The organism is Metapseudomonas boanensis (genome assembly GCF_018704125.1).
Classification (GTDB): Bacteria; Pseudomonadota; Gammaproteobacteria; order Pseudomonadales; family Pseudomonadaceae; genus Metapseudomonas; species Metapseudomonas boanensis.
In genome coordinates this window covers 108,378-129,225 of record NZ_JAGTIS010000003.1, presented here as the reverse complement: position 1 = coordinate 129,225, position 20,848 = coordinate 108,378, and the positions used below count along the sequence as shown (strand labels likewise).

The following is a 20,848-nucleotide window of genomic DNA, read 5'->3' as shown; positions in this document are numbered from 1 at the left end:
TCGCATCGGTGGCGCCGCGCGGCATCGGCCGATTGGACTAATGCCGGGCTGGACGCTGGGTCATTAGTCCCCTTGGACGATGAGTCGACGGTGGCAGCCTCCTAATCTGCGGCATCCCCCAACCGGAGCACCACTGATGGCCGACGCAGTTGATACCTACCTCGAGATCGAGCAGATCCGGCAACTGAAGTACCGCTACTTCCGCGCACTGGATTGCCACGACTGGGCGCTGTTCGCCACCTGCCTGGCCGAGGACGTGACCACCGCGCTGGACAGCGGCAAATACAGCTTCTCCGGCCGCGAGGGCTTCGTCGCCGGCCTGCGCGAGCTGATGGACCGGCCCACGCTGTTGTCCAAGCACCACGGCCACCATCCGGAGATCGAACTGGTCGCGCCCGACCGGGCCCGCGGCACCTGGTACCTGGAGGATCACGTGATCGATGTCGAAAACAGCTGGATGGTGCATGGCACGGCCCTCTACCAGGACGAATACGTCAAGCGTGACGGCGCCTGGCAGATTATCGCGACCGGCTATCGGCGCGTGTTCGAGACGGTGACCGCGCCGATTCCGCAGCAGTTCAAGCTGATCTCCAGCTGGTTCGGCGTGCCAGGCTGAGTTCAGGCCTGCTGATCCACCCGGCACGTCGCGGCCTGCGCAGGCTTGCTGGCGGCCAATGGGCAAGGGACATGGCGCGATCGCTAGCAAGGTTGGCAGTTGCGTCAGTGTCTCAGTGGGCATAGCGGTCCTACAGTGAATGCCTCACTTTCCTGCACTGTTCCGGAGACCGCTCATGTACCAGAAGACCCTTACCGCCGGCTGGGGTGACATGGACTTCAACTCCCATATGCGCAATACCGCCTACCTGGACAAATCAGCCGACGTCCGCATGATGTATTTCGCCGATTGCGGATTCCCCATGTCCGAATTCCGCCGTCTGCGCCTCGGCCCGGTGGTGATGAAGGACGAACTCGAGTACTTCCGCGAGTGCCACCTGCTAGACGACCTGGATATCACCATGAGTGCCGCCGGCCTCTCGCCGGATGGCAGTCGGATGCTGCTGCGCAACGAGTTTTTCCGCCAAGGCATCCTGGCTGCGCGGGTGACATCCACGGTTGGCTGGTTCGACCTGGAGCAGCGCAAACTGGTCAAGCCCACCGCCAAGCTGCTGGAGGCGCTCCAGGCTCTGGACCGGACCGACGATTTTCGCGAGCTGCCCAGTAGCAGCCGATGAGGGAGAGGGCCGACATGAGCATCAGTATCGTTCAGCTCGGGTCGCCACGAGGCGCTGATGAGGGCTTGCGCATCGGCACGGTACGCAGACCCCCGCGTGGCGTCCCCAAGGCCGAATTCGCCAGCCGCGATTACTACGACACCTGGCTGCCCCAACTGGCGCCCAGCGCCGAACTGATGGCCGAGGGCAAGTCCGCCACCAGTGAAGAGGACTGGGCGCGCTTTGCCAGGCACTACCGCGCTGAAATGTCCGCTGCTGATACATCTCGAGTACTCGATTTGCTGGCGGCACTGTCCCATGGCACTCACTTCGCCGTGGGTTGTTACTGTGAAGACGAGAAGCGCTGCCACCGCTCCCTCCTGCGCGAATTGCTGGCCGAACGCGGCGCCGTGATGCGCGATTGAGCCACCGCTCGTCTGGTCTCTGCGGGGTTTCGTCGGCGACCCTGCTCGTCCCCTCCCGCACGGAAAAAGTCCTGGTTGATGCGCGAAGGCCGCTCCGTCTGGCCTTCGCTTGAACTTTCATGTCGTTCGCGTCTGGAAGTCCTACAGCCATTAGCGCAAAATCGCGCCCCGCCGACCGAAGGCGCAGGGTTTTCTGTACCTTCGTTCCTATACTTGTCTCATTCGGCGGTGTCCTTTTTTTCCCTTTTTCTTTGGGTGAATCGTGAAAATTCGAAGTTCGATCGCCAGATTGTTCACGCTGGGTTCGTGCCTGTTCCTGTTGGCAGGTGTCCCGGGCCAGGCCGCAGAGCCAACCCAGCCGGTCCGTGACCCGGCGAAACTGCAGCTGTCCTCACGCAGTGCCGCCTTGGTAGACCTCAGCAGCGGCCAGGTGGTCTATGCGCGCAATGCAAACCGGGTGATGCCCATTGCTTCGGTGACCAAATTGATGGTCGCCGTGGTGGTCCTGTCGGCGAAACAGCCTCTGGACGAGGTGCTGACCGTGACCATCCGCGACAACAGGGAAATGCGCGGCATCTACTCGCGAGTACGCCTGGGCAGCCAGCTCAGCCGTCGCGAACTTCTGCATATCGCCCTGATGTCGTCCGAGAACCGCGCTACCTCCACCCTTGCCCACAACTACCCGGGTGGCTACTCGGCGTTCATCGCTGCCATGAACGCAAAGGCCCGGGCGCTGGGCATGAAGAACACCCGTTATGTCGAGCCCACTGGCCTGTCGCCGCTGAACGTATCGACGGCCAACGACCTGGTGGTTCTGCTGAAGGAAACCCGTAATTACCCGCTGATGACCCAGCTCAGTACCACCGAGAGCAAGACGGTCACCTTCGTCAAGCCGCGCTACACCCTCGGTTTTCGCAATACCAACGGTCTGGTGCGCAAGCCGGACTGGAGCATCCAGATGACCAAGACCGGCTTCACGAATGCGGCTGGCCATTGCCTGGTGATGCTCACCCGTATGGACCAGCGGCAGATGGCGCTGGTGTTGCTGGATGCCTACGGCAGGTATACCCATATGGCTGATGCGACCCGCATGCGCCGTTGGATGGAAACCGGCAAGAGTGGCGCGGCGCCTGCATCGGCCGTGTCCTATCGCAAGCAGAAGGACCAGGGCCAGGACCTGCGGACCGTCCAGGCCAACGTCAAGCAGTAATGGCGAGCCTTTGACGCCCTTTCCCCTTGGGCGGGGATGAGGGATGTCTGACGCTGCTTGGACTCTGGAGGGCAGACCTACGGTCTGCTTGGCGAATGAATTCGCCCCCACAGGGAAACCACAAAGGAAAGAAGCCAGCCGTTACGGCTGGCTTCTTCATTTCACGCACTTGGACCGATGATCCGCATCATGCTTGCGGTACGGCCTCGCCCGGCAGGCTGTCTGCACGCTTCTGCACCGCCCGGTGCAGCAAGCTGGAAACCATGAAGCCGATCACCGCCAGCACGCTCATCAGGCTGAACACATAGGTGTAGCCCTGCTCGCCCGGGAAGTGGTCGAGGATGGCGCCGTAGATCACGTAGGCGAACATGCCCGGGGCATAGCCGATCAGGCAGCCGATGCCGAAGGCCGAGCCGGTGATGCGCGAGGGAATCCCCACTTCGCTCATGGGCGCCCAGAACACGCCACGCATGGTGAAGATGATCAGCGCGAACGACAGGGTGGCGGCCATGCCGGCGAAGATGAAGCTCTCGCCTTTGGGAATCGTCAGGATCACCGCCATCAGCGGCAGCAGCGCCAGGAACGCCCACTTCAGGTAGCGGCTCGGGCTCTTGAGGGCCTTGTCCGCCATGAAACCGCCGGCCGGGCCGCCCAGAACCTTGAGGAAGTACTGGTTGATGATCCCGTAGGCACCCACCAGGGCTACCGGCAAGTGGTACATGTCCTTCAGGTACGGGATGAAGTAGGTCAGGCCGCAGTAGACGATGTAGACCATGAACACGTTGAGGCTCACCAGCCAGATGCCCGGCACGCGCACGGCTTCCAGCAGGCCGGCGAGGCCGATCGTTTCAGTGCTGGCTGCGCCTTTCTTGGTTTCCTTGAGCAGGAACAGGGTGAGCAGGCCGGCGCCGATGTCGATCGCCGAGTAGAACAGGATGGCCGACTTCAGGCCGGCCTCGCCGGAGCCCATGGCGACGAACACACCCAAGGCGGAGAAGGCCACCAGGGTATCGACTACGCCACGGCCGCCTTCGAGGAAGCCAAACATCCGCCCTTGCTCGTTATCGTCGCCCAGGTTGCGAATGGCCTTGAGCAGCGCAGGCCAGTAGATGCAATCGGCGCAGATGGCGAACAGGCTGAAGACGATCAGCAGCTGGCTGTAGCCGGGAAAGGTAGCCAGATACAGGCCAAGGGCGCCGGTGCCGATCAGGCCCAGTGGAATCAACTTGCGGGTGTCGAAGCGGTCCGCCAGGAAGCCGCCGACCACGAACAGTGCGGTGGCGATGATGGCGTTGGCGCTGAGCAGGGTACCGATCTCGGTATGCGTCAGGCCCATGTATTCCTGCATGGGCACGTAGAAGGCGTCTTTGAGGTTAGCCAGCTTGTAGATGGTCCCGCCGCCAAGGACGAGGACCAGGAAGCGGAGCCACTTGGCCTTAGCCTGTGCTGTCATTGTTGTTCTCCACAGTTTCCAGGTTGAGATGCCGCCTGCCGCCAAGAGCGGGTCAGGCGCGGGTTTGGCCGGCTTCGGCCAGGATGAGTTCGGCCAGCACGCGCAGCTCGGTGAGCAGCCCGCGCACATGACGGATCTGGTTGTTCGCCCAGCGGTGTTCGTCGGCCATCATGCGGTCGGCGGTGTAGCCTGGCGGCAGCCCGGTTTCGCTCATCTCCCGGTAGGGGATGAAGGGATCTTCGGCTTCGTCCGACTGGCGAAACGACGGGGCGATGTAGTGGTTTTCCTGCTCCAGAATGAAGGCGATCACCTGCGGCGCCTGCTCGCCGAGCATCAGCAGCTCGAAGAGCATCCGCGCGCCGGGCAGGTCGTCTTCAAGGCTGCCGTGCAACACGCCGTAGTGACCGAAACCGTTCTGCTCGGGAACGATGCGCACGCCCTTGAGGTGCACCTGGCGGATGTATGGGGCCAGGGCTTGCAGGGCCGGCAGCGGCTGCTCGCAGGCATTGATCATGTTGCCGAAGTCAAACAGCGCGTTAAGCCGCGGGTTGCCGATCTGGCGCAGCAATTGGGCGATCTCGAAACTCTTGAGTTCCTCGTGCTGTTCGAAGTCGAAGTACAGGTCGTGCTGGTCAGCCAACTGGCTGAGGTACTGGAGGTCGGCCTCGATCAGCGCCATGACCCGCGACAGGTGGCCTTCGTAGCGCGAGTAGACGCGGATGTTGCGAGTGCCGATGGCCCGGGCGATGGCGACGACCTGGTCGACGTCCTCACGGCGGGTGCTGCTGATCTCCAGGTGGACGTCCAGGCCCAGGGTGCTGGCCTTGTCTGCGAAGGCCTGGAGCTGGGTCGGCGCCATCTGCGACAGGCTGTTCTCTTCGCCGTCCAGGAGGTGCAGGCTCAGGCCCTGCAATTCGTGGCGGTAGGCGAAGTCCAGCATGTCTTCAGGCTTGACCCGACCCTGGGTGAGGTTGGTCAGCAGCGGGTAGCCATGGGCGAACAGGCGCAGGCCGTCGAGGCGTTCGAGGAGTCGACTGGCCAGGGGGGGCGTCAGCAGCGGTGGCGGGGCTTCGCTGCTGGCGTTATGGCTCAGCAGGGTCGCAAAGCGGGCTTGGATAGCGTTCATTCTTGTCATTCCTGAAAAAGGTGCCGGATTGGCCGGCGCTGCCTTTATCTCTCCGGAATGGCGCTATCGATATAGCCATTATTTTTTAGTTGTTATGACCACTTTGGGCGCCGTTGGCTAAAGGCGGTGCCCGAGCTTTTCCAGGGCCCGTGCCAGAGCCTCGACCTTCTCGCCGGCCTGGTTCTCGGGGGTGCCGGCAAAACCGATCAACAGCCCTGGTGGCAGGTAGCGCTTGAGGCAGTAGTCGCCGAGGCCATAGGTGTAGATCTCCTGTCGGGCCAGGCCCTGGGCGAGTGCGTCGTCGTCCAGGTTGTCATCCAGCCAGCCGATCAGGTGCAGGCCGGCCTCCACCGGGTTGACCTTCATGAAGCCGTCCAGGCGGCGCTGCAGTTGTTCCAGCAGGCGAGCCTGGCGGGCCTGGTAGAGCGCGCGCATGCGGCGGATGTGGCCGAGGAAGTGGCCTTCGATCATGAAGTCGGCGGTGGTCGCCTGGTGCAGGGTGGAGGGGCTGCGATCCATCACCGCGCGGATGGCGCAGAAAGGTTCGACCAGCGCCTCAGGGAGGATCACATAGCCCAGCCGCAGGGACGGGTAGAGCACCTTGCTGAAGGTGCCGACGTAGATGACCTTCTGCCACTGGTCCATGGCGAACAGTGCCGGCAGCGGCCGGCCGACGTAGCGGAATTCGCTGTCGCAGTCGTCTTCGACTATCCAGCCGTGACCACGGCCGGCCCACTCGATCAGCTCCTGCCGGCGGGCGTAGCTCATGGTGATGCCCAGCGGATGCTGGCGCGAGGGTGTGGTGAAGGCCAGGCGAGCGTCAGGGCATTCACGCAGGCCCTGCTGCACGTCCAGGCCCTGGTCGTCGATGCGCAGCGGTACCAGGCGGCAGCCCTGGGCCTGGAAGGCGATGCGCGCGGCGATGTGGCCGGGGTCTTCCATCCACACGCCGTCCTGCGGGTCGAGCAGCAGCATGCCGAGCAGGTTGAAGGCCTGCTGGGCGCCGGAGGCGATCACTACCTGATCCACGCTGCACTCGATGCCGCGGGCGTCGAACACGTATTCGACGATCGCCTCGCGCAGGCGCTGCAATCCCTTCAGCTCGCCGTAGCCAAGCAGCGCCTTGGTCGGCTGGCGCAGGTGACGGTTCATCAGGCGCTTCCAGACGGGCAGCGGAAAGGCATCGTAGGCCGGGTGGCTGGGCAGGAAGGAAGTCGGGCACTCGGGCGCCCAAGTGGCGTAGGACACGCCGCTGAAATGCTCGCTGCGCAGCGAGTGCACGGACTGGCTCAGGCTCGATAGGCGCGGCGGCTTGCGCGGGGCGTCGGCGGCAGCGTCACGGCGCTCCCATTCATCGCCGACATAGGTGCCGGCGCCGGTGCGTGGCGCCAGGAAGCCTTCGGCGGTCAACTGGTCGAAGGCGTTGAGGATGGTGATGCGCGACAGCTCCAGGTCCTTGCACAGGGTGCGGGTGGAGGGTAGACGCGTGCCGCCCGGCAAGCGCCCAGCGAGGATCTGCTTGCGCACTTGCAGGTAGAGTTGACGGTAGAGGGGAACAGCGCTGGCGCGGTCCAGCTCGATACCTGTCAGCAGGATGCCACCGGGGGATTTCATTCTGTACCTGCCTCAATATGTCGAACTCTGTCTGGGCGTCGGCCCGGCCGCCTATTGTGCGCCAACCGGGCCTCGGAAGGTGGCGTGCTTCAGCCGGTCCGGCCGAGCCGTGTTTCCAGCGTCTGGAGGATGCCCTGCGCCTGCTCATGAAGCACTTGCTCTGCGGTATCCACCAGCGCGGAGGAGGGCCGGTGCTCCGGGCGGATCAACTGCACGCGGAATGGAATCGAGGTGCGCAGCCGGCGCATCTGCAGGCCCCGACCGGCCTCATCCAGCGCGCTCAACGGGTTGACGATGGCCAGGCCCAGGCCCTGGCGCACCATGGCGCAGACGGAAGCGGCGGTGCTGGTTTCCACGACCAGGCGGCGCTCGATGCCGGCGGTGAGGAAGTGTGCATCCAGGCTCTGCCGGTAGATGTCCAGCCCGGAGAGGCTGATGAACGGCTCGCCATGGAAGTCCTCCAATGCCAGTTCCGTCTTGCCCAGCAGCCTGTGCCCCTCGGGCAGTACGCAGACCATATCGGCGGCCAGCAGTGTGCTGCCACGGGTGCCACGTGGCAGCAGGTCGGTCTCCGACAAGCCAAGGTCATGGCGCTGGCCACTCAGGGATTCTTCCAGCAGGGGCGACTCCTGGGCGCTGATGCTCAGCCGGACGCCGGAATGACGGGCCAGTAGCGCCTGGCAGAAGCCCGGCAGCAAGGTCTGGGCGAACACCGGCAAACCGGTGATGGACAGCTGCCCCTGCTCGTACTGGCGAATCGCCTGGGCCGCGCCGACGATGCGTTCCAGCCCGGCGTAGGAGCGTTGCACCTCATCGAACAATTGCAGGCCCTGGGCGGTAGGCGTGAGGCGACCACCCTCGCGGTCGAACAGGCGAAACCCCAGCAGGTGCTCGAAACGCCCCAGTTCACGGCTGACCGTGGGCTGCGAGGTGAGCAGCAGGCGCGCGGCACCGGTGACGCTGCCAGCGGTCATCACTGCGCGAAACACCTCAATATGGCGAATGGAAAGCTCCACGGCTATCTCCAGAGTGGGTCTATGCCATATCAATAATGAATCGAGTATGAATAAATTGGTATTTTTCTGAATCAAGTCGGCTTGCCATCATGGCGGCATCTGAATCAGGAGTCCTCCATGCGCCCGAATATCCCCGCTTCGACCCTTGCCAGCCTCGCCCGTGAACACGGCACCCCGCTGTGGTGCTACGACGCCCAGGTGATTCGCGAGCGCATCGCCCAGCTGCAAGGTTTCGACGTGATCCGCTTCGCCCAGAAGGCCTGCTCCAACCTGAGCATCCTGCGTCTGATGCGTGAAGAGGGCGTGCAGGTGGATGCAGTGTCCCTCGGCGAGATCGAGCGTGCACTGCTTGCGGGCTATTCGCCCAAGGGCGAGCCGGCCGGTGTGGTGCTGACTTGCGACCTGCTTGACCGCGCGACCCTCAAGCGCGCTGTTGAGCTGGGCATCGAAGTCAACGTCGGCTCCATCGACATGCTCACCCAGCTCGGCCAGCAAAGCCCCGGCCATCGCGTATGGCTGCGCATCAACCCCGGCTTCGGCCATGGCCACAGCCAGAAGACCAACACCGGCGGCGAGAACAGCAAGCACGGTATCTGGCACAGCCAGCTGGACGCTGCCCTGGCGGTGATCCGCGACTACGGCCTGGTTCTGGTGGGCCTGCACATGCACATCGGCTCCGGGGTGGACTACAGCCACCTGGAACAGGTGTGCGGCGCCATGGTCGGCGCGGTGCGTGATCTTGGCTGCGACCTGGAGGCGATCTCCGCGGGCGGTGGCCTGTCGATCCCTTATCGCGAGGGGGATGCCTCGGTCGATATCAAGCGCTATGCCGACCTGTGGAACCAGGCCCGCCGCGAAATCGAAGGGCTGCTGCGCCACCCGGTGCGCCTGGAGATCGAGCCCGGACGCTTCCTGGTGGCCGAGTCCGGCTGCCTGCTGAGTGAGGTGCGTGCGACCAAGGATGTCGGCAACAACCACTTCATCATGGTGGATGCCGGCTTCAACGACCTGATGCGTCCGTCCATGTACGGCAGCTTCCACGACATGACCCTGCTGGACGATGCCGGCAACCCGGTCACCGCCCCGCAGCGCCCAACCGTCGTGGCTGGCCCGCTGTGCGAATCCGGCGACGTCTTCACCCAGCACGACGGCGGCCTGGTGGCCCCGCGCGCACTGCCGGCGGCCCAGGTCGGTGACCTACTGCTGATCCACGACACCGGGGCCTATGGCGCATCCATGTCGTCCAACTACAACAGCCGTCCGCTGCTGCCGGAAGTGTTGGTCGATGGCGACGAAGCCCGACTGATCCGCCGCCGCCAGCCCCTGGCCGACCTGCTGGCGCTGGAGCAGTTCTAAGCCCCGGGTGGAAATCCAGCCGCTGGATTTCCACCTTGTGGGAGCGAATGAATGGGCTATGTCTGCGTTAGCGGTTGCGAGCAATCGACGGTCTTGTAGGAGCGAGCTTGCTCGCGAAAAGGTCCCATTCGCGAGCAAGAGTTAGGCGCTCCCTCGCTCCCACAGTAACCGGCCCCCTTGCTTCCTCTGACCCAACCCGCACAATGCCGCGCCATGAATTACGACTCCCCCCTCGCTGCCTATCAGCAAGCCCTCGAGCAAGGCGGCTTCCAGTCGGACACCGCCCAGCACAATGCCGTTCAATGGCTGCATGCCTGCCATGAGGCTCTTCACTGTTCCGGGCCAGTGACCGGCGTTTATCTCTGGGGCCCGGTAGGGCGCGGCAAGACCTGGTTGATGGACCGCTTCCACCAGAGCCTGCGGGTGCCGTCTCGGCGTCAACATTTCCATCACTTCATGCGCTGGGTGCACCAGCGGCTGTTCCAGCTCACCGGTACGCCCGACCCGCTACACGCTCTGGCCCGCGAGTTGGGCGAGCAGGTGCGGGTGCTGTGCTTCGACGAGCTTTTCGTCAGCGATATCGGCGACGCCATGCTCCTTGGTCGCCTCCTGCAACTGATGTTCGAGGAAGGCGTGGTGCTGGTTGCTACCTCCAACCAGCCACCGCAGCAGCTCTATGCCGATGGCTTCAACCGTGAGCGCTTCCTCCCGGCCATCGCCGCCATCGAGCGGCACATGCAGGTGGTGGACGTGGACGGGGGGCAGGACCATCGCCAGCACCCGGGGGTTGCCCATCCGCGTTACTGGGTGGCGCAACCTGACCAGCCCAGCGCGTTGCATGAGGCGTTCGAACGCCTGGCGGCCGGGCAGGGCGTTTCCACCGAGCCCATCGAGCTCGGTCGTCGTCCTGTTCCAGTCGTGCGTCGCTGCGAGGCAGCGGCCTGGCTCCGCTTTGCTGATCTCTGCGAGCAGCCGCTTGCCGCTCTCGATTTCATCGCCCTGTGCGACCGCTTCCCGGCACTGCTGCTGAGCGAGGTGCCCAACCTTAGCGGCCAGCAGCGCGAGGCGCGCATCGCCCGCGGCACCGAGGATGGCGTGGAGCGCGTGGTAGCCGGTGACCGGCAATTGCCTGGGCTGTCGGTCCACGACGACAGCGTGCGCCGTTTCATCGCCCTGGTGGATGAGTGCTACGACCGCCGCGTACCGCTCTACCTGGAAGCAGCTGTGCCGCTGGATGAGCTTTATACCGAGGGCTACCTGGGCTTTCCCTTCCGCCGCACCTTGAGCCGCCTGCAGGAGATGCAGATGCAGCGGTTCTGATGCCGAGCGGGGCACCGCAGTAGCACAATCACCCCAGCCAGGGTCTATACCTGCTGAACACCCACGCAGCAGGAGTCCCCCCATGAGCAGGGTTCTGGACACCGACCACCTCGTGATCTCCGTCAGCGATTTCCAGCGCTCCAAAGAGTTCTACGGCCGGCTGTTCGAGTTCCTCGGCCTGGAGATTTCCAACGAGTACGAGAACGCCATCGGCTGGAAGACTGCAAAGACCCGCTTCTGGATCTTCGCTGCCGATGCCAAGGGCAGAAAGCACAAATACCGCATCGGCGACGTCGGCTTCCATCACTACGCATTCTTCCTACGCAGCCGCAAGGACGTAGATGCCCTGCAGATATTCCTCGAGCAGAACGGCGTGACCATCGTCGACCCCGCCGGGGAGTACTACGAGGACTACTACGCCGTGTACTTCCTCGACCCCGATGGCCTCAAACTGGAAGGCATGTGGTGCGGCGGCGAGCATGATTGACCGGGGCGACCCGCCTGGCATTCTTCTTTTGCCATCCGCAGGCGACTCGCCGGAACCAGCGACCGATTGCGCCCTGGGCGCGCCTGCCGGACACTAGGCACCCTGCCTCCCCACAAGGAACACCCCGTGCCCCCACGCCAAGACGAAAACTGGGTCCAGATCTGCCAGGCCGCAGGGCTCGACCCGGATAAGCGCCTTGCTGCCCGGCAAGCCGTCCTCGGCCATGCCGATGCCCTGGACTGCACTTTCTACCGTCCAGACGACAATGATCCGGACGCCGAGGAAGAAGACCTGGGCGATGCCCGAGTGCTGTTCACCGGCCCTTTCCAGGCCCCGGCGGACTGGAGCGAGCAGCAACGCGACGACTACTTCGACGACAGCGACCCGGCGTTGTTCTTCAGCGCGCTGATCGAGTGCGAGGCCCAACCCGCGTCCAAGGCGTTCTTCCTGCCCGAACCCGGCGACTACGTGGCGGTGATGACCGCGAGCGGGACCGTCGAGATGTACTACCTGTACGACTGCCATGAGGACGACAACGGCCGCGCCTGTGTCCTCATTCGTGATGACGAAGCCTTCGATTGACGCGTTCGCAGGTTGAGTGCAGCGATGCTCATCGTCGCGATTGATAGGTATCGCTGCGCTCAACCCATGCTACCGGGCTAGAGTCCCAGACGCTGACGTACGGCCGGTTGAGCTGAGCACGCTGTTCGCCAGCGACTTCTGGGGGCAGCTTCTTTGCCGCTTGGCATACGTGGTACGGCGTCGTCCAGTCCTTCGCCCCGGATGGCGGAAGGTCCGAGACGGCTGTGCCGCCTCTCCCTGGTCTCTGGTGCCCGCTCCTGGCGTTCTGTCGGGCGGTATTCCTCGCCGATGCTTTAATTATCAAGAGCTTAGTTTGCTCAATCCAAGAGCAGTCACAGCGGGCTCAGTAATATGTAAAAACGTGCTAAGCATAGATCAAAAAATTTAGTACGATCTTCTCCGCATATACCCCTAGGGGTATCGCTCAAGAGGAGTTCTACCATGCAACCGCGCGTCGAAGCTTTCTTCGATCCTGCCACCAGCACCTACAGCTATGTCGTCAGCGACCCAGCGACCCAACGCTGTGCCATCATCGATTCGGTGCTCGATTACGACCCGGCTGCGGGGCGGACCTCGTTCGAGAGTGCGAATCGCCTGGTCGCCTATGTGCGTGAGCAGCGCCTGACCGTCGACTGGCTGCTGGAAACCCACGTCCACGCCGACCACCTTTCCGCTGCGCCCTATCTCCAGCGCGAACTAGGAGGCCAGCTGGCCATCGGCGAGCTGATCACGGTGGTCCAGGACACCTTCGGCAAGCTGTTCAACGCCGGCACCGAGTTCGCCACCGACGGTCGGCAGTTCGATCGGCTGTTCAAGGATGGCGACCGCTTCCAGGTTGGCACCGTCGAATCACGTGCCATCCATACGCCCGGCCACACCCCGGCGTGCATGACCTACGTCATCGGTGATGCAGCCTTCGTCGGTGACACGCTATTCATGCCGGACTATGGCACGGCCCGCTGCGATTTCCCCGGCGGCGATGCGCGGGCGATGTTCCACTCTATCCATCGGTTGTTCGAGTTGCCGGACGATACACGCCTGTTCATGTGCCATGACTACAAGGCCCCAGGGCGCGATGACTATCGCTTCGAAACCACGGTGGCCGAGCAGCGTGAGCACAATGTCCATGCGCACCAGGGCGTCAGCGAGGACGCCTTCGTGGCGATGAGAAACGCCCGTGATGCCACCCTCGACATGCCGGCGCTGATCCTGCCTTCGGTTCAGGTGAACATGCGGGCGGGACAGTTACCGCCTGCCGAGGATAACGGCGTCCGTTACCTGAAGATCCCGCTCGATGTGCTCTGAAGTGCTGGCCTTGCCGATCGCCATTGTTGCGAGATCGACCCAATGAAGCTGCGCCGCTGGTTCCCCAGCCTGGACTGGGGCCGTCGTTACGACCGTGCAATCGCTGCGCAGGACGGACTGGCGGCGTTGATCGTTACCCTGATGCTGGTACCACAGAGCCTGGCCTACGCCATGCTGGCAGGGCTCCCGCCGGTGACCGGCCTGTATGCCAGCATTTTGCCATTGATCGCCTACGCGCTATTCGGCTCCAGCCGGACTTTGGCGGTGGGGCCGGTGGCAGTGGTGTCGTTGATGACTGCTGCCGCGCTCGATTCACTGTTCCCGGCAGGTAGTCCCGGGTACATCGGTGCGGCCATGCTGTTGGCGGCGCTGTCCGGGTTGATCCTGGCGGGGATGGCTCTGCTGCGGCTGGGCTTTATCGCCAACTTTCTCAGCCATCCGGTGATCTCCGGCTTCATCAGTGCCTCCGGCATCCTGATCGCCGTGGGGCAGCTCAAGCACATCCTTGGCATCTCCGCCTCCGGCGATACCCTGCTGGAATTGCTGCCGGCGCTGGTGCACAACCTGCCGGGAGTCCATCTGACCACGCTGGCGATTGGGACCTGCAGCCTGCTCTGGTTGTGGTGGGCCCGGAGTCGGCTAAGACCATTGCTCGAGCACCGTGGCGTCAGCGCATGTCTTGCCGGCAACCTGGCCAAGGCCGGGCCGGTGCTGGCGATCATCGCGTCGATTGCCACGGTCACGGTATTCGGTCTGGAGGAAGGCGGGGTCAAGGTGGTGGGCACTGTTCCCCGGGGGCTACTGGGGCTCGCATTGCCTACGTTGGACCTCGATCTGGCCCTGCAGCTGCTGCCGGCGGCGTTATTGATCAGCCTGGTGGGGTTTGTCGAGTCCGTATCCGTTGCGCAGACACTGGCGGCAAAGCGTCGCCAGCGCATCGATCCGGACAACGAATTGATGGGCCTGGGTGCGGGGAATCTCGCTGCAGCCTTCAGTGGCGGGTTCCCGGTCACTGGCGGCTTCGCCCGCTCGGTGGTCAACTTCGATGCCGGTGCGCAAACTCCCATGGCAGGCGTATTTACTGCCGCCGGTATCGCGCTCAGCGTGCTGCTGTTCACCCCGCTGCTGCACAACCTGCCACAGGCTGTGCTGGCGGCGACCATCATCGTTGCGGTGTTGAGCCTGGTCGATTTCAAGTCGCTGCGCCATACCTGGCGCTATTCTCGCCAGGATGGCGCGGCCCAGGCGGCTACGATGGCGGGCGTGCTGCTGATCGGCGTGGAGGCAGGCATCCTGCTCGGCGTCGGGATTTCGTTGCTGCTTTTCCTCTGGCGTACCAGCCGTCCGCACATGGCCGTTGTCGGTCAGTTGCCGGGGAGCGAGCATTTCCGCAACGTCGCCCGCTTCGAAGTGGTGGAGAGCCCGAGCGTGCTCTCGCTGCGGGTCGATGAAAGCCTTTATTTCCCCAATGCCCGCTATCTCGAGGAGCGTGTCGGGGAGCTGGTCGCCACGCGGCCGCAGGTGCGTCACCTGGTGCTGATGTGTTCTGGCGTCAACCTGATCGACGCCAGCGCGCTGGACTCGCTGTACGCCATCGTCGAACGGCTGGATGCCGCGGGGGTGCAGCTGCATCTGTCTGAGGTGAAGGGCCCGGTGATGGACCAGCTAAGGCGCTCCGATTTCCTGGAGCGCTTTGGTGGGCAAGTGTTTGTCAGCCAGTTCGACGCCTTGCGCACCCTGGACCCGGCGATTGCCACAAGGACCTTGCAGGGGGCGTTGCAGGCCCGCCAGTGACGCCATCAAGCCCGGCAGGTCTGAGTTCATCAGACCTGCCGGGCATCGCCCTCAGCGATCTTTTCCGGTGCTCCGAAGAAGCCCTTCCAACCGCTGCATGCGTTGGTACATCCGGATCAGGAAGCCTGCTTCGAATGCATTGCGCGGTCGGCCCGCCGGAACTCGGTCGCGCAGATACATGAAGCTTGCCCAGGGCGAGGACTTTGCCTGCTTCAGGCATGTCTCGGCAGCGCTCATGCCTCGCTGGAGGTCGTCGACGTGGCGAGCCTGCCAGAGGTTCAGCGGCAGTTCGCGGCAATGGGCGGTGGCCGGGATAACGGTCAGCTTCTCCACCTTCAGGCCCGCGCTGTCATCCTGGATTGGGAACGGCATGGGCTTCGACGCAGCTTGTTCAAATTTCAGATGGGCATCCATCAGCAGGGCTTCTACGCCATCGAACGCCATGCCGAATTCCTGAGCTTCCTGCCGCCCTTTGGCACAGAGCGTCCGCATACGTTGGATGAGCTGAGTGACCTGGACCAACCTATAGGTACCGAGCGCGCGGATTTCCTCCGCAGGGGAGTCAGCGTCCACCACCAGAATGTCATCGGGAAAATCGTCAGGCTTGGGAAAGACCGGGGGTGTTGTCATCACGGCTGCCTCCGGACTTTGGCTTCGCACGATATGTACAGGATTTGGCCAGGTGATGTGCAGCCAGTGACTGCACGTCGGGCGCAACGCCAACAGGTGGAGCAGGGCGAACAGTGGTGGGGCGTGTATGTAGAAGGTGAGACGTGCATATCCATGCTTCCTCGCGTGATTGAGGAGCCGCCAGATACCGTTGCGACACGATAGGGTGGCGGGCCAATGCAGGGGTCGCAAACCGGTCACGCGAGGAACAACCCGGCAAGGCCTGAGCCTTCCCTGCACGGCCCGCCATGGACGAACGAGAACATCAGGTCGATGGCTACTTCGGCCTGGAGATCATGGCGTTACCGCGCCCTGCATGAGTCCCGGGTTGCGACACCCGTGTCGTGGCCTGAGCCACGACGGACGGGCACTCTAGCGAGGGCGTCTGTAAGCACTCAAGACTAAATGGTTGTATGAAATTTCTCGACACATCGAGGAATTTGGAGATCAGAAGTGGGGCGTAGGAAGTGACCGATCAAGAGTGTAGGACCTATCCAGCGGCCCTGATTTCAGTCCACGTATGAGGCGCCGCCGCTGGGGCGCTGTGTGCCTCGGGCACGGCTATCCTCTCCCCAACGTACGGGGGCAGGCGGAGATTCACGTTCTGCGCAGGTGAGTCCCTACTACTTCATAGGCATGCCCATCATATGCGACTGCTGGTCCATCATTTTCATCATCATCTGACCCATGCCCATGTGGCCGCCGCCCATCCCCATCCCCTTGCTCATACCCATTCCCATCCCCGGGCAGTTGACGCCGCCCTGGGCAGACATCATGCCCATGCTTTCGCGCATGACGATCATGCTCTCCTGCATGGCGGCGCGGCGTTCCTCCGGCGTTTTGGCTGCGGCGACCTTGTCGTGGGCGGCTTGCATCTTCTTCATCTGCTCGGCTATCGCCTGCTCTGTCACAGCCGGGGTCGATGCGGTCGTTTCGGCCGGTGCGGTTGTCTTGGGCTCTTCTGCCGCAAAGCCAACCAGCGTAGCGCTGGCCAAGGCCGCAGCGACCAGCAGTTTCAACTGAGTGTTCATCGTCTCACTCCTTCGGGCAGATGCAGATCAATGGTACTGATTCAAAAGCCTAGACCGTCCGGAACAATCAGCTTTGCGCTACATCAAGCGGGCGCGTAATTGTCAGGCGCCGGCGCGGGGGCGCCCCACGCTGCTGGTTTGTCGTCTTGCGGGTCACGGAAGCAGAAACGCCGAGGAGCCAAGGCACCTTTCGGCAGTTTCCCGGCAATTAGCCGGGCAGCGCTTGATGAAAGCTCTATAGTCAATTCGCTGTTCTGCAAATTGTCACCGCGATGCTGATCTGATGTCCGCTTTCCTCATCTCCTCGGTTTTCCTCTAATTCTTTGCATTCAGCCCGGCAGGCCGCGTCCGGTCGCCGCCGGTCGTCCAACCACCCCGGAGATTCAAAATGTCCAATCGTCAAAGCGGCACCGTCAAATGGTTCAACGAAGAGAAGGGCTACGGCTTCATTACGCCAACGGAGGGCCCCGATTTGTTCGTGCATTTCCGCGCCATCGAAGGCTCGGGCTACAAGACGCTGGCTGAAGGCCAGGCCGTGACCTTCGTGGTCACCAAGGGTGAAAAGGGTTTGCAGGCTGATCAGGTCCAACTCGCCTGAGCATCAACCGAGTTTCATCTGCGCGGGGTTTCCTGACCCCGTGCTTGCCCTGTGTCCTGCACCCGGTGGGGCAACGAGCGGGGCGCAAGGAGCGAGAGCGTGGCTAAACCCGCAATAGACCCGCTGCTGCTGAGCACCGTGCTGATCCGCACGTTCAATGGTGAACGAGGCCTGACCAATGCCACTGGATTCCTGTTCACCCGAGGCGAGCGACTGTTTCTGGTGACCAGCGGACACGTCCTGTTCGATGAACCGAGTGGCCATTTCCCCAGCCACCTGACCGTGGAACTGCACACCAGTGCGGAAAACCTGGCGGAGGTGGCCCAAGTGTGGGTCCCGCTTTACTGCGAGGGGCGTGGCCTCTGGCATCAGGCCACTGACAGTTCCGGCCAGGTCGATGTGGCAACGCTCGAGCTGGATCGAAGCCTTTTGCCGGCCTCCGCGCTCTACCGGTCTTTCAATGAACGCCAACTGCTCAAGCCGGGCGACCAGGTCGAGGTGGGCACCTCGTTGCTGGTAATCGGTTATCCGCTCGGTTTTCACGACGCGCTGCACCGCACACCGGTGGTACGGCACGGCATTGTCGCGTCAGCCTTTGGGCTGCGCTTCCATGGCAAGGGGTACTTTCTGGTCGATGCCCGCACTCACCGGGGAAGTAGCGGTGCCCCTGTCGTCATGCGCGCGACAGCGCCGTTCGAGGCGGACTTTCCCTGGATATTGCTTGGGGTGCATTCAGCCCGCCTGGATGAAGGCTCACGTGATGCGCTGCAGGACGAGGCCTTGGGGCTCAACGCGGTGTGGTACGCCGACATCCTGATGTTGCTGAGTCAGGGATAAACCAGCGATCTGACCTGTGAGACCGGCGGGCAGCGGCAGGAGGCACCCGGCAAAACGCCCACCCACTTAAAAGAGCATCCTGTCGCCAGGATAAGCGCATACTCGGTCAGGAGGCAGAATGTGTGGGACCATTTGTCCAATTGATTCATTAGGACGCTGTACCGAAATTCTGCCCGCTCGCTAAAGGAAACCATCATGACGAATCCCGTGATTGACCGGGCCAGGGCGGCCTTGGAAGAACAAGTAGCGTCTTTCCTTTCCAACGGAGGGGAAATCCAAAGCGTCCCGCATGGCGCAACGGGCGAAAAGTCCAAGACCCCCTGGGCGAGGGGGCATCAGCGCAGTGCACTTCCGGAGGCGTCCACCGATCCTCAAGCGACCCCGCAGGAAACGCCCAGCTAACCCATCCTTCAGCGACTGGACCAATGCGCTTGACGGTCCCCGGCCACTCGCTGGATCTACCGACGCAGCCAGCCCCGCAGGCGGTCGGCGTCGGTGCGCTCATGCCAGATTTGCATCACCTTCTTTTGGGTAGCTCCAGCGGTAGCGCGTAAATGCGCAGGCCAGCATGCCTCGCTACCGCTTCTTCTGCCAATGAGAGCAGGCAGGTCCGAAGCAAGCGCGCTGGTCAAGCACTTCCATGCCGCAGACAAGCCACCGGCGACCAATCTGCCTAGGCCCGGACACCCGACGCGGCCCTCCTTCCTGCTTGTTGGTCCAGGCGGCTCTCCGCTTCACGGGCCACAGCTCCAACACTTCAGGCCAGAACCGCCTCGATGCCGGGATGTGCATAGTCGGGCAGGGCAGGGGCCGGCAGTATTTCGCGGCCGTCCAGCGAATGGACGGTCAATCCGGCGGAGAGGGGAAAGTGCAAGCTGTGGGTGATCAGCCCGGTGCGTTCCCGGGCCGGCAGGTGACACAGGGCCAGTGCTGTTTCGGCCAGGTACTCCACCCGCTCGGTCGGGTAGCTCTCCGGGATGTAACGCGCGGCGCCCGGGGTGAGGATTGCAGTGCTTGGGGCCACCAGGTTCACGGCGATGTTGTCGGCCTCCAGCTCCGCCGCCAGCCCCTGGGTGAAGCGCGCCAGTGCCGCTTTCGCGGCGGCATAGATACTGGTCCCGCCAACGCGCGCGAAGTCGTCGTACGGTTTCAGGGGCGGCAGTGCAGTAACGGAGCCGAGGTTGACGATCCAGCCAGCGCCACGCTGGCGCATCAGCGGAATCGCTGCCTTGCTCAGCGCGAAGGGAATGCGCAGGTAATGGTCCAGGGTGCGCTCATAAACCTCCAGCGGCATTTCTTCGACACGGCTGTAATCCGCCACTCCGGCATTGTTCACCAGAATGTCCAGCCCACCAGCCAGCTGCGCGGCAAGGGCTGGCAGTGCATCTCGGTCGGCCGCATTGGTCAGGTCCAGCGCCAGGGGGATTGCCCGGCCACCGGCCTGCTCGATCAGGGCCACCGTCTCGGCCAGCGTCCCGCTCATGCTGGCTGAATGTTCCAGGCTTCGCGCCACAGCGACGACAGTGGCGCCTTCAGCCGCCAGGCGCTGGGCAATGGCGCGGCCGATGCCGCGGCTGGCGCCGGTGACCAGCGCGATTTTGCCGCTCAGCTTGGGCGTACGGGTATGGGGCATGGCTCATCTCCTCGGGTTTGGATGAGCCGATTGTGTGTGCACGTGCTGCCCGCAACCGTCGCCCGGTCACTCAGCGAGCGCTACCGGATCGCTCAGTGAGCGTGCCGGTAATGGCTCGGTGGATAACCCGTCAACCGCACCATGGCCCTGCGCATTGCGGCGGCATTGCTGAAGCCCAGGTGGCCGGCCACGCGCTCGATGGACCAGTCGGTGCTGCGCAGGTAATGCTGCGCAGCCTCCAGCAAGCAATGTTCGCGCAGGGCCCGGTAGCCGCTGCCTTCGGCGTGCAAGCGCCGCCGCAATGTGGCCTCGCTGATGGACAGCGCGATGCTGAGCTCCCGTTGGGTCGGCAGGGGCACCTGGCGGGCGAGGGCGGCGTCGATGAAGCTGCGAACCTGCTGCGTCAGCGATACGGCCGAGGCCGGCTCGCTGGAAGCCAGGCGGAACGGAAAGTCGACCAGGAAGGCCTCCAACTCAGCAGGGCGCCGCCGTACCGGTCGCGCCAGCAGTGCGGCATCGAAGGCGAAGCCATAGGTCGGTTGCCCGACGTCTACGGGGCCTTCGAACAGGCTGAGAAAGGGAATGGCGTCTTCGCGGTTAGGGTGGCCGAGGAAGGTTCGCGTTGGCCGGAATGGTTCGCCGATCAGCCAGGCGAACAGACGCAGGTAGAACAGCAGCCCGGTGACATCCACCAGGCAGGCCGCCGGGCTGTGACGGCGGCGCATCGAATCCATGCGAAACAGCGCTACGCCATCTTCCGTCGACAGGCTCAGCGCCCCGGCGCGCGGGTGCAGCATCGCGCAGAAGTCGGCTGCGCAAAGGATGGCATCGTCCAGGGTCCGGCAACTCAGCAGGCAACGGCAGAGCAGGTCGACCTCCCGTTTGCGCATCGGCGCATGGCTGTCGCCCTGCGCGACCTGGGCTTCCAGCCGCTCGATGGCCGAGCGGTACAACGTGGCGAAGGCGCCGGACGACAGGTGCCCTGCTGCATCGGCCATCGTCGCGCCATCGGCGCCGCTGCGGCGCAGCTCATCCAGCAGCCGTGTTCCCAGGCTCGGGGTAGGGGACTGCGGTGTGCGGGGTCGCGGCATACGAGTCGGGCTCTGAGCGTTGTGATGGCGCTGGCTGATCGGCCGGGTAGTGGTTCCACCGGACACCACCGTGCAGGATGGCACTGGCGT

General features: G+C 63.6%; 21 protein-coding genes. 13 read left to right on the top strand and 8 right to left on the bottom strand.

What is annotated here, in order from left to right:
* Positions 1–136: 136 nt before the first annotated feature.
* The 4 genes from J7302_RS08100 (at position 137) to pbpG (ending at position 2,846) form a co-directional block, all read left to right on the top strand.
* Positions 137–616, top strand: a complete 480-nt coding sequence (locus J7302_RS08100; RefSeq protein WP_215372751.1) for a nuclear transport factor 2 family protein — start codon at positions 137–139, stop codon at positions 614–616.
* 175 nt (positions 617–791) lie between these two features.
* On the top strand, positions 792–1,232 hold the full coding sequence (locus J7302_RS08095) for an acyl-CoA thioesterase (protein ID WP_215372750.1): 441 nt from the start codon (positions 792–794) through the stop codon (positions 1,230–1,232).
* 14 nt (positions 1,233–1,246) lie between these two features.
* A complete protein-coding gene (locus tag J7302_RS08090) occupies positions 1,247–1,636 on the top strand; it encodes a DUF488 domain-containing protein (RefSeq protein ID WP_215372749.1) in 390 nt (129 codons plus the stop codon).
* 262 nt (positions 1,637–1,898) lie between these two features.
* Positions 1,899–2,846, top strand: a complete 948-nt coding sequence (pbpG, locus tag J7302_RS08085; protein ID WP_215372748.1) for a D-alanyl-D-alanine endopeptidase — start codon at positions 1,899–1,901, stop codon at positions 2,844–2,846.
* 187 nt (positions 2,847–3,033) lie between these two features.
* Here the strand turns inward: pbpG and J7302_RS08080 are convergent, their stop codons facing one another.
* From J7302_RS08080 to J7302_RS08065, 4 genes are all read right to left on the bottom strand, one after another.
* Positions 3,034–4,299: an MFS transporter gene (locus J7302_RS08080; RefSeq protein ID WP_215372747.1), complete on the bottom strand. Its 1,266-nt coding sequence runs from the start codon at positions 4,297–4,299 to the stop codon at positions 3,034–3,036.
* Positions 4,300–4,351: 52 nt separating this feature from the next.
* Positions 4,352–5,425: a sugar phosphate isomerase/epimerase family protein gene (locus J7302_RS08075; RefSeq protein WP_215372746.1), complete on the bottom strand. Its 1,074-nt coding sequence runs from the start codon at positions 5,423–5,425 to the stop codon at positions 4,352–4,354.
* Positions 5,426–5,542: 117 nt separating this feature from the next.
* Entirely contained in the window at positions 5,543–7,039 is a 1,497-nt protein-coding gene (gene pdxR, locus J7302_RS08070; protein ID WP_215372745.1) for a MocR-like pyridoxine biosynthesis transcription factor PdxR, read from the bottom strand.
* An 89-nt stretch (positions 7,040–7,128) separates the two neighbouring features.
* The gene (locus J7302_RS08065) at positions 7,129–8,055 is read right to left on the bottom strand and encodes a LysR family transcriptional regulator (protein WP_215372744.1); all 927 of its coding nucleotides are present in this window, start codon (positions 8,053–8,055) and stop codon (positions 7,129–7,131) included.
* Positions 8,056–8,172: 117 nt separating this feature from the next.
* On the opposite strand from J7302_RS08065, the gene lysA reads away from it, so the two are divergent.
* The 6 genes from lysA (at position 8,173) to J7302_RS08035 (ending at position 14,899) form a co-directional block, all read left to right on the top strand.
* Positions 8,173–9,411 carry a diaminopimelate decarboxylase gene (lysA, locus tag J7302_RS08060; RefSeq protein WP_215372743.1) on the top strand — a complete coding sequence of 413 codons (1,239 nt, stop codon included), beginning with the start codon at positions 8,173–8,175 and terminating at the stop codon, positions 9,409–9,411.
* Positions 9,412–9,624: 213 nt separating this feature from the next.
* Positions 9,625–10,731, top strand: coding sequence for a cell division protein ZapE (zapE, locus tag J7302_RS08055; RefSeq protein ID WP_215372742.1), 1,107 nt, complete (start codon positions 9,625–9,627; stop codon positions 10,729–10,731).
* A gap of 82 nt (positions 10,732–10,813) precedes the next feature.
* Positions 10,814–11,218, top strand: a complete 405-nt coding sequence (locus J7302_RS08050; RefSeq protein ID WP_215372741.1) for a VOC family protein — start codon at positions 10,814–10,816, stop codon at positions 11,216–11,218.
* 159 nt (positions 11,219–11,377) lie between these two features.
* The gene (locus J7302_RS08045; protein ID WP_215373001.1) at positions 11,378–11,800 is read left to right on the top strand and encodes a hypothetical protein; all 423 of its coding nucleotides are present in this window, start codon (positions 11,378–11,380) and stop codon (positions 11,798–11,800) included.
* A 441-nt stretch (positions 11,801–12,241) separates the two neighbouring features.
* Positions 12,242–13,105 (top strand): MBL fold metallo-hydrolase, encoded by an 864-nt coding sequence (locus J7302_RS08040; RefSeq protein WP_215372740.1) that lies wholly within the window; start codon positions 12,242–12,244, stop codon positions 13,103–13,105.
* Between the two features lie 42 nt (positions 13,106–13,147).
* A complete protein-coding gene (locus tag J7302_RS08035) occupies positions 13,148–14,899 on the top strand; it encodes a SulP family inorganic anion transporter (RefSeq protein ID WP_215372739.1) in 1,752 nt (583 codons plus the stop codon).
* 51 nt (positions 14,900–14,950) lie between these two features.
* Here J7302_RS08035 and J7302_RS08030 read toward each other — a convergent pair whose 3' ends face one another.
* Both J7302_RS08030 and J7302_RS08025 read right to left on the bottom strand, forming a co-directional pair.
* Complete coding sequence (locus tag J7302_RS08030) at positions 14,951–15,529, bottom strand: LasR-specific antiactivator QslA (protein ID WP_251701959.1); 579 nt, start codon at positions 15,527–15,529, stop codon at positions 14,951–14,953.
* 662 nt (positions 15,530–16,191) lie between these two features.
* On the bottom strand, positions 16,192–16,599 hold the full coding sequence (locus tag J7302_RS08025; RefSeq protein ID WP_215372737.1) for a hypothetical protein: 408 nt from the start codon (positions 16,597–16,599) through the stop codon (positions 16,192–16,194).
* A gap of 388 nt (positions 16,600–16,987) precedes the next feature.
* Between J7302_RS08025 and J7302_RS08020 the strand changes: the two genes are divergently transcribed.
* From J7302_RS08020 to J7302_RS26930, 3 genes are all read left to right on the top strand, one after another.
* Positions 16,988–17,197, top strand: a complete 210-nt coding sequence (locus J7302_RS08020) for a cold-shock protein (RefSeq protein WP_215372736.1) — start codon at positions 16,988–16,990, stop codon at positions 17,195–17,197.
* Between the two features lie 99 nt (positions 17,198–17,296).
* The gene (locus J7302_RS08015; protein ID WP_349814432.1) at positions 17,297–18,034 is read left to right on the top strand and encodes a trypsin-like serine peptidase; all 738 of its coding nucleotides are present in this window, start codon (positions 17,297–17,299) and stop codon (positions 18,032–18,034) included.
* A gap of 195 nt (positions 18,035–18,229) precedes the next feature.
* On the top strand, positions 18,230–18,436 hold the full coding sequence (locus J7302_RS26930; protein ID WP_349814431.1) for a hypothetical protein: 207 nt from the start codon (positions 18,230–18,232) through the stop codon (positions 18,434–18,436).
* Positions 18,437–18,791: 355 nt separating this feature from the next.
* Here J7302_RS26930 and J7302_RS08010 read toward each other — a convergent pair whose 3' ends face one another.
* Together J7302_RS08010 and J7302_RS08005 are read right to left on the bottom strand one after the other, a co-directional pair.
* On the bottom strand, positions 18,792–19,667 hold the full coding sequence (locus J7302_RS08010) for an SDR family NAD(P)-dependent oxidoreductase (RefSeq protein WP_215372735.1): 876 nt from the start codon (positions 19,665–19,667) through the stop codon (positions 18,792–18,794).
* A 92-nt stretch (positions 19,668–19,759) separates the two neighbouring features.
* Complete coding sequence (locus J7302_RS08005; RefSeq protein ID WP_215372734.1) at positions 19,760–20,758, bottom strand: AraC family transcriptional regulator; 999 nt, start codon at positions 20,756–20,758, stop codon at positions 19,760–19,762.
* Positions 20,759–20,848 lie beyond the last annotated feature (90 nt).

What these genes read in the sequence shown, in the direction of transcription:
- J7302_RS08100 (WP_215372751.1), top strand. Translation starts at nt 137, where the DNA reads ATGGCCGACGCAGTTGATACCTACCTCGAGATCGAGCAGATCCGGCAA.
- J7302_RS08095 (WP_215372750.1), top strand. Translation starts at nt 792, where the DNA reads ATGTACCAGAAGACCCTTACCGCCGGCTGGGGTGACATGGACTTCAAC.
- J7302_RS08090 (WP_215372749.1), top strand. Translation starts at nt 1,247, where the DNA reads ATGAGCATCAGTATCGTTCAGCTCGGGTCGCCACGAGGCGCTGATGAG.
- J7302_RS08080 (WP_215372747.1), bottom strand. Translation starts at nt 4,299, where the DNA reads ATGACAGCACAGGCTAAGGCCAAGTGGCTCCGCTTCCTGGTCCTCGTC.
- J7302_RS08075 (WP_215372746.1), bottom strand. Translation starts at nt 5,425, where the DNA reads ATGAACGCTATCCAAGCCCGCTTTGCGACCCTGCTGAGCCATAACGCC.
- pdxR (WP_215372745.1), bottom strand. Translation starts at nt 7,039, where the DNA reads ATGAAATCCCCCGGTGGCATCCTGCTGACAGGTATCGAGCTGGACCGC.
- lysA (WP_215372743.1), top strand. Translation starts at nt 8,173, where the DNA reads ATGCGCCCGAATATCCCCGCTTCGACCCTTGCCAGCCTCGCCCGTGAA.
- zapE (WP_215372742.1), top strand. Translation starts at nt 9,625, where the DNA reads ATGAATTACGACTCCCCCCTCGCTGCCTATCAGCAAGCCCTCGAGCAA.
- J7302_RS08050 (WP_215372741.1), top strand. Translation starts at nt 10,814, where the DNA reads ATGAGCAGGGTTCTGGACACCGACCACCTCGTGATCTCCGTCAGCGAT.
- J7302_RS08040 (WP_215372740.1), top strand. Translation starts at nt 12,242, where the DNA reads ATGCAACCGCGCGTCGAAGCTTTCTTCGATCCTGCCACCAGCACCTAC.
- J7302_RS08035 (WP_215372739.1), top strand. Translation starts at nt 13,148, where the DNA reads ATGAAGCTGCGCCGCTGGTTCCCCAGCCTGGACTGGGGCCGTCGTTAC.
- J7302_RS08030 (WP_251701959.1), bottom strand. Translation starts at nt 15,529, where the DNA reads ATGACAACACCCCCGGTCTTTCCCAAGCCTGACGATTTTCCCGATGAC.
- J7302_RS08025 (WP_215372737.1), bottom strand. Translation starts at nt 16,599, where the DNA reads ATGAACACTCAGTTGAAACTGCTGGTCGCTGCGGCCTTGGCCAGCGCT.
- J7302_RS08020 (WP_215372736.1), top strand. Translation starts at nt 16,988, where the DNA reads ATGTCCAATCGTCAAAGCGGCACCGTCAAATGGTTCAACGAAGAGAAG.
- J7302_RS26930 (WP_349814431.1), top strand. Translation starts at nt 18,230, where the DNA reads ATGACGAATCCCGTGATTGACCGGGCCAGGGCGGCCTTGGAAGAACAA.
- J7302_RS08010 (WP_215372735.1), bottom strand. Translation starts at nt 19,667, where the DNA reads ATGCCCCATACCCGTACGCCCAAGCTGAGCGGCAAAATCGCGCTGGTC.
- J7302_RS08005 (WP_215372734.1), bottom strand. Translation starts at nt 20,758, where the DNA reads ATGCCGCGACCCCGCACACCGCAGTCCCCTACCCCGAGCCTGGGAACA.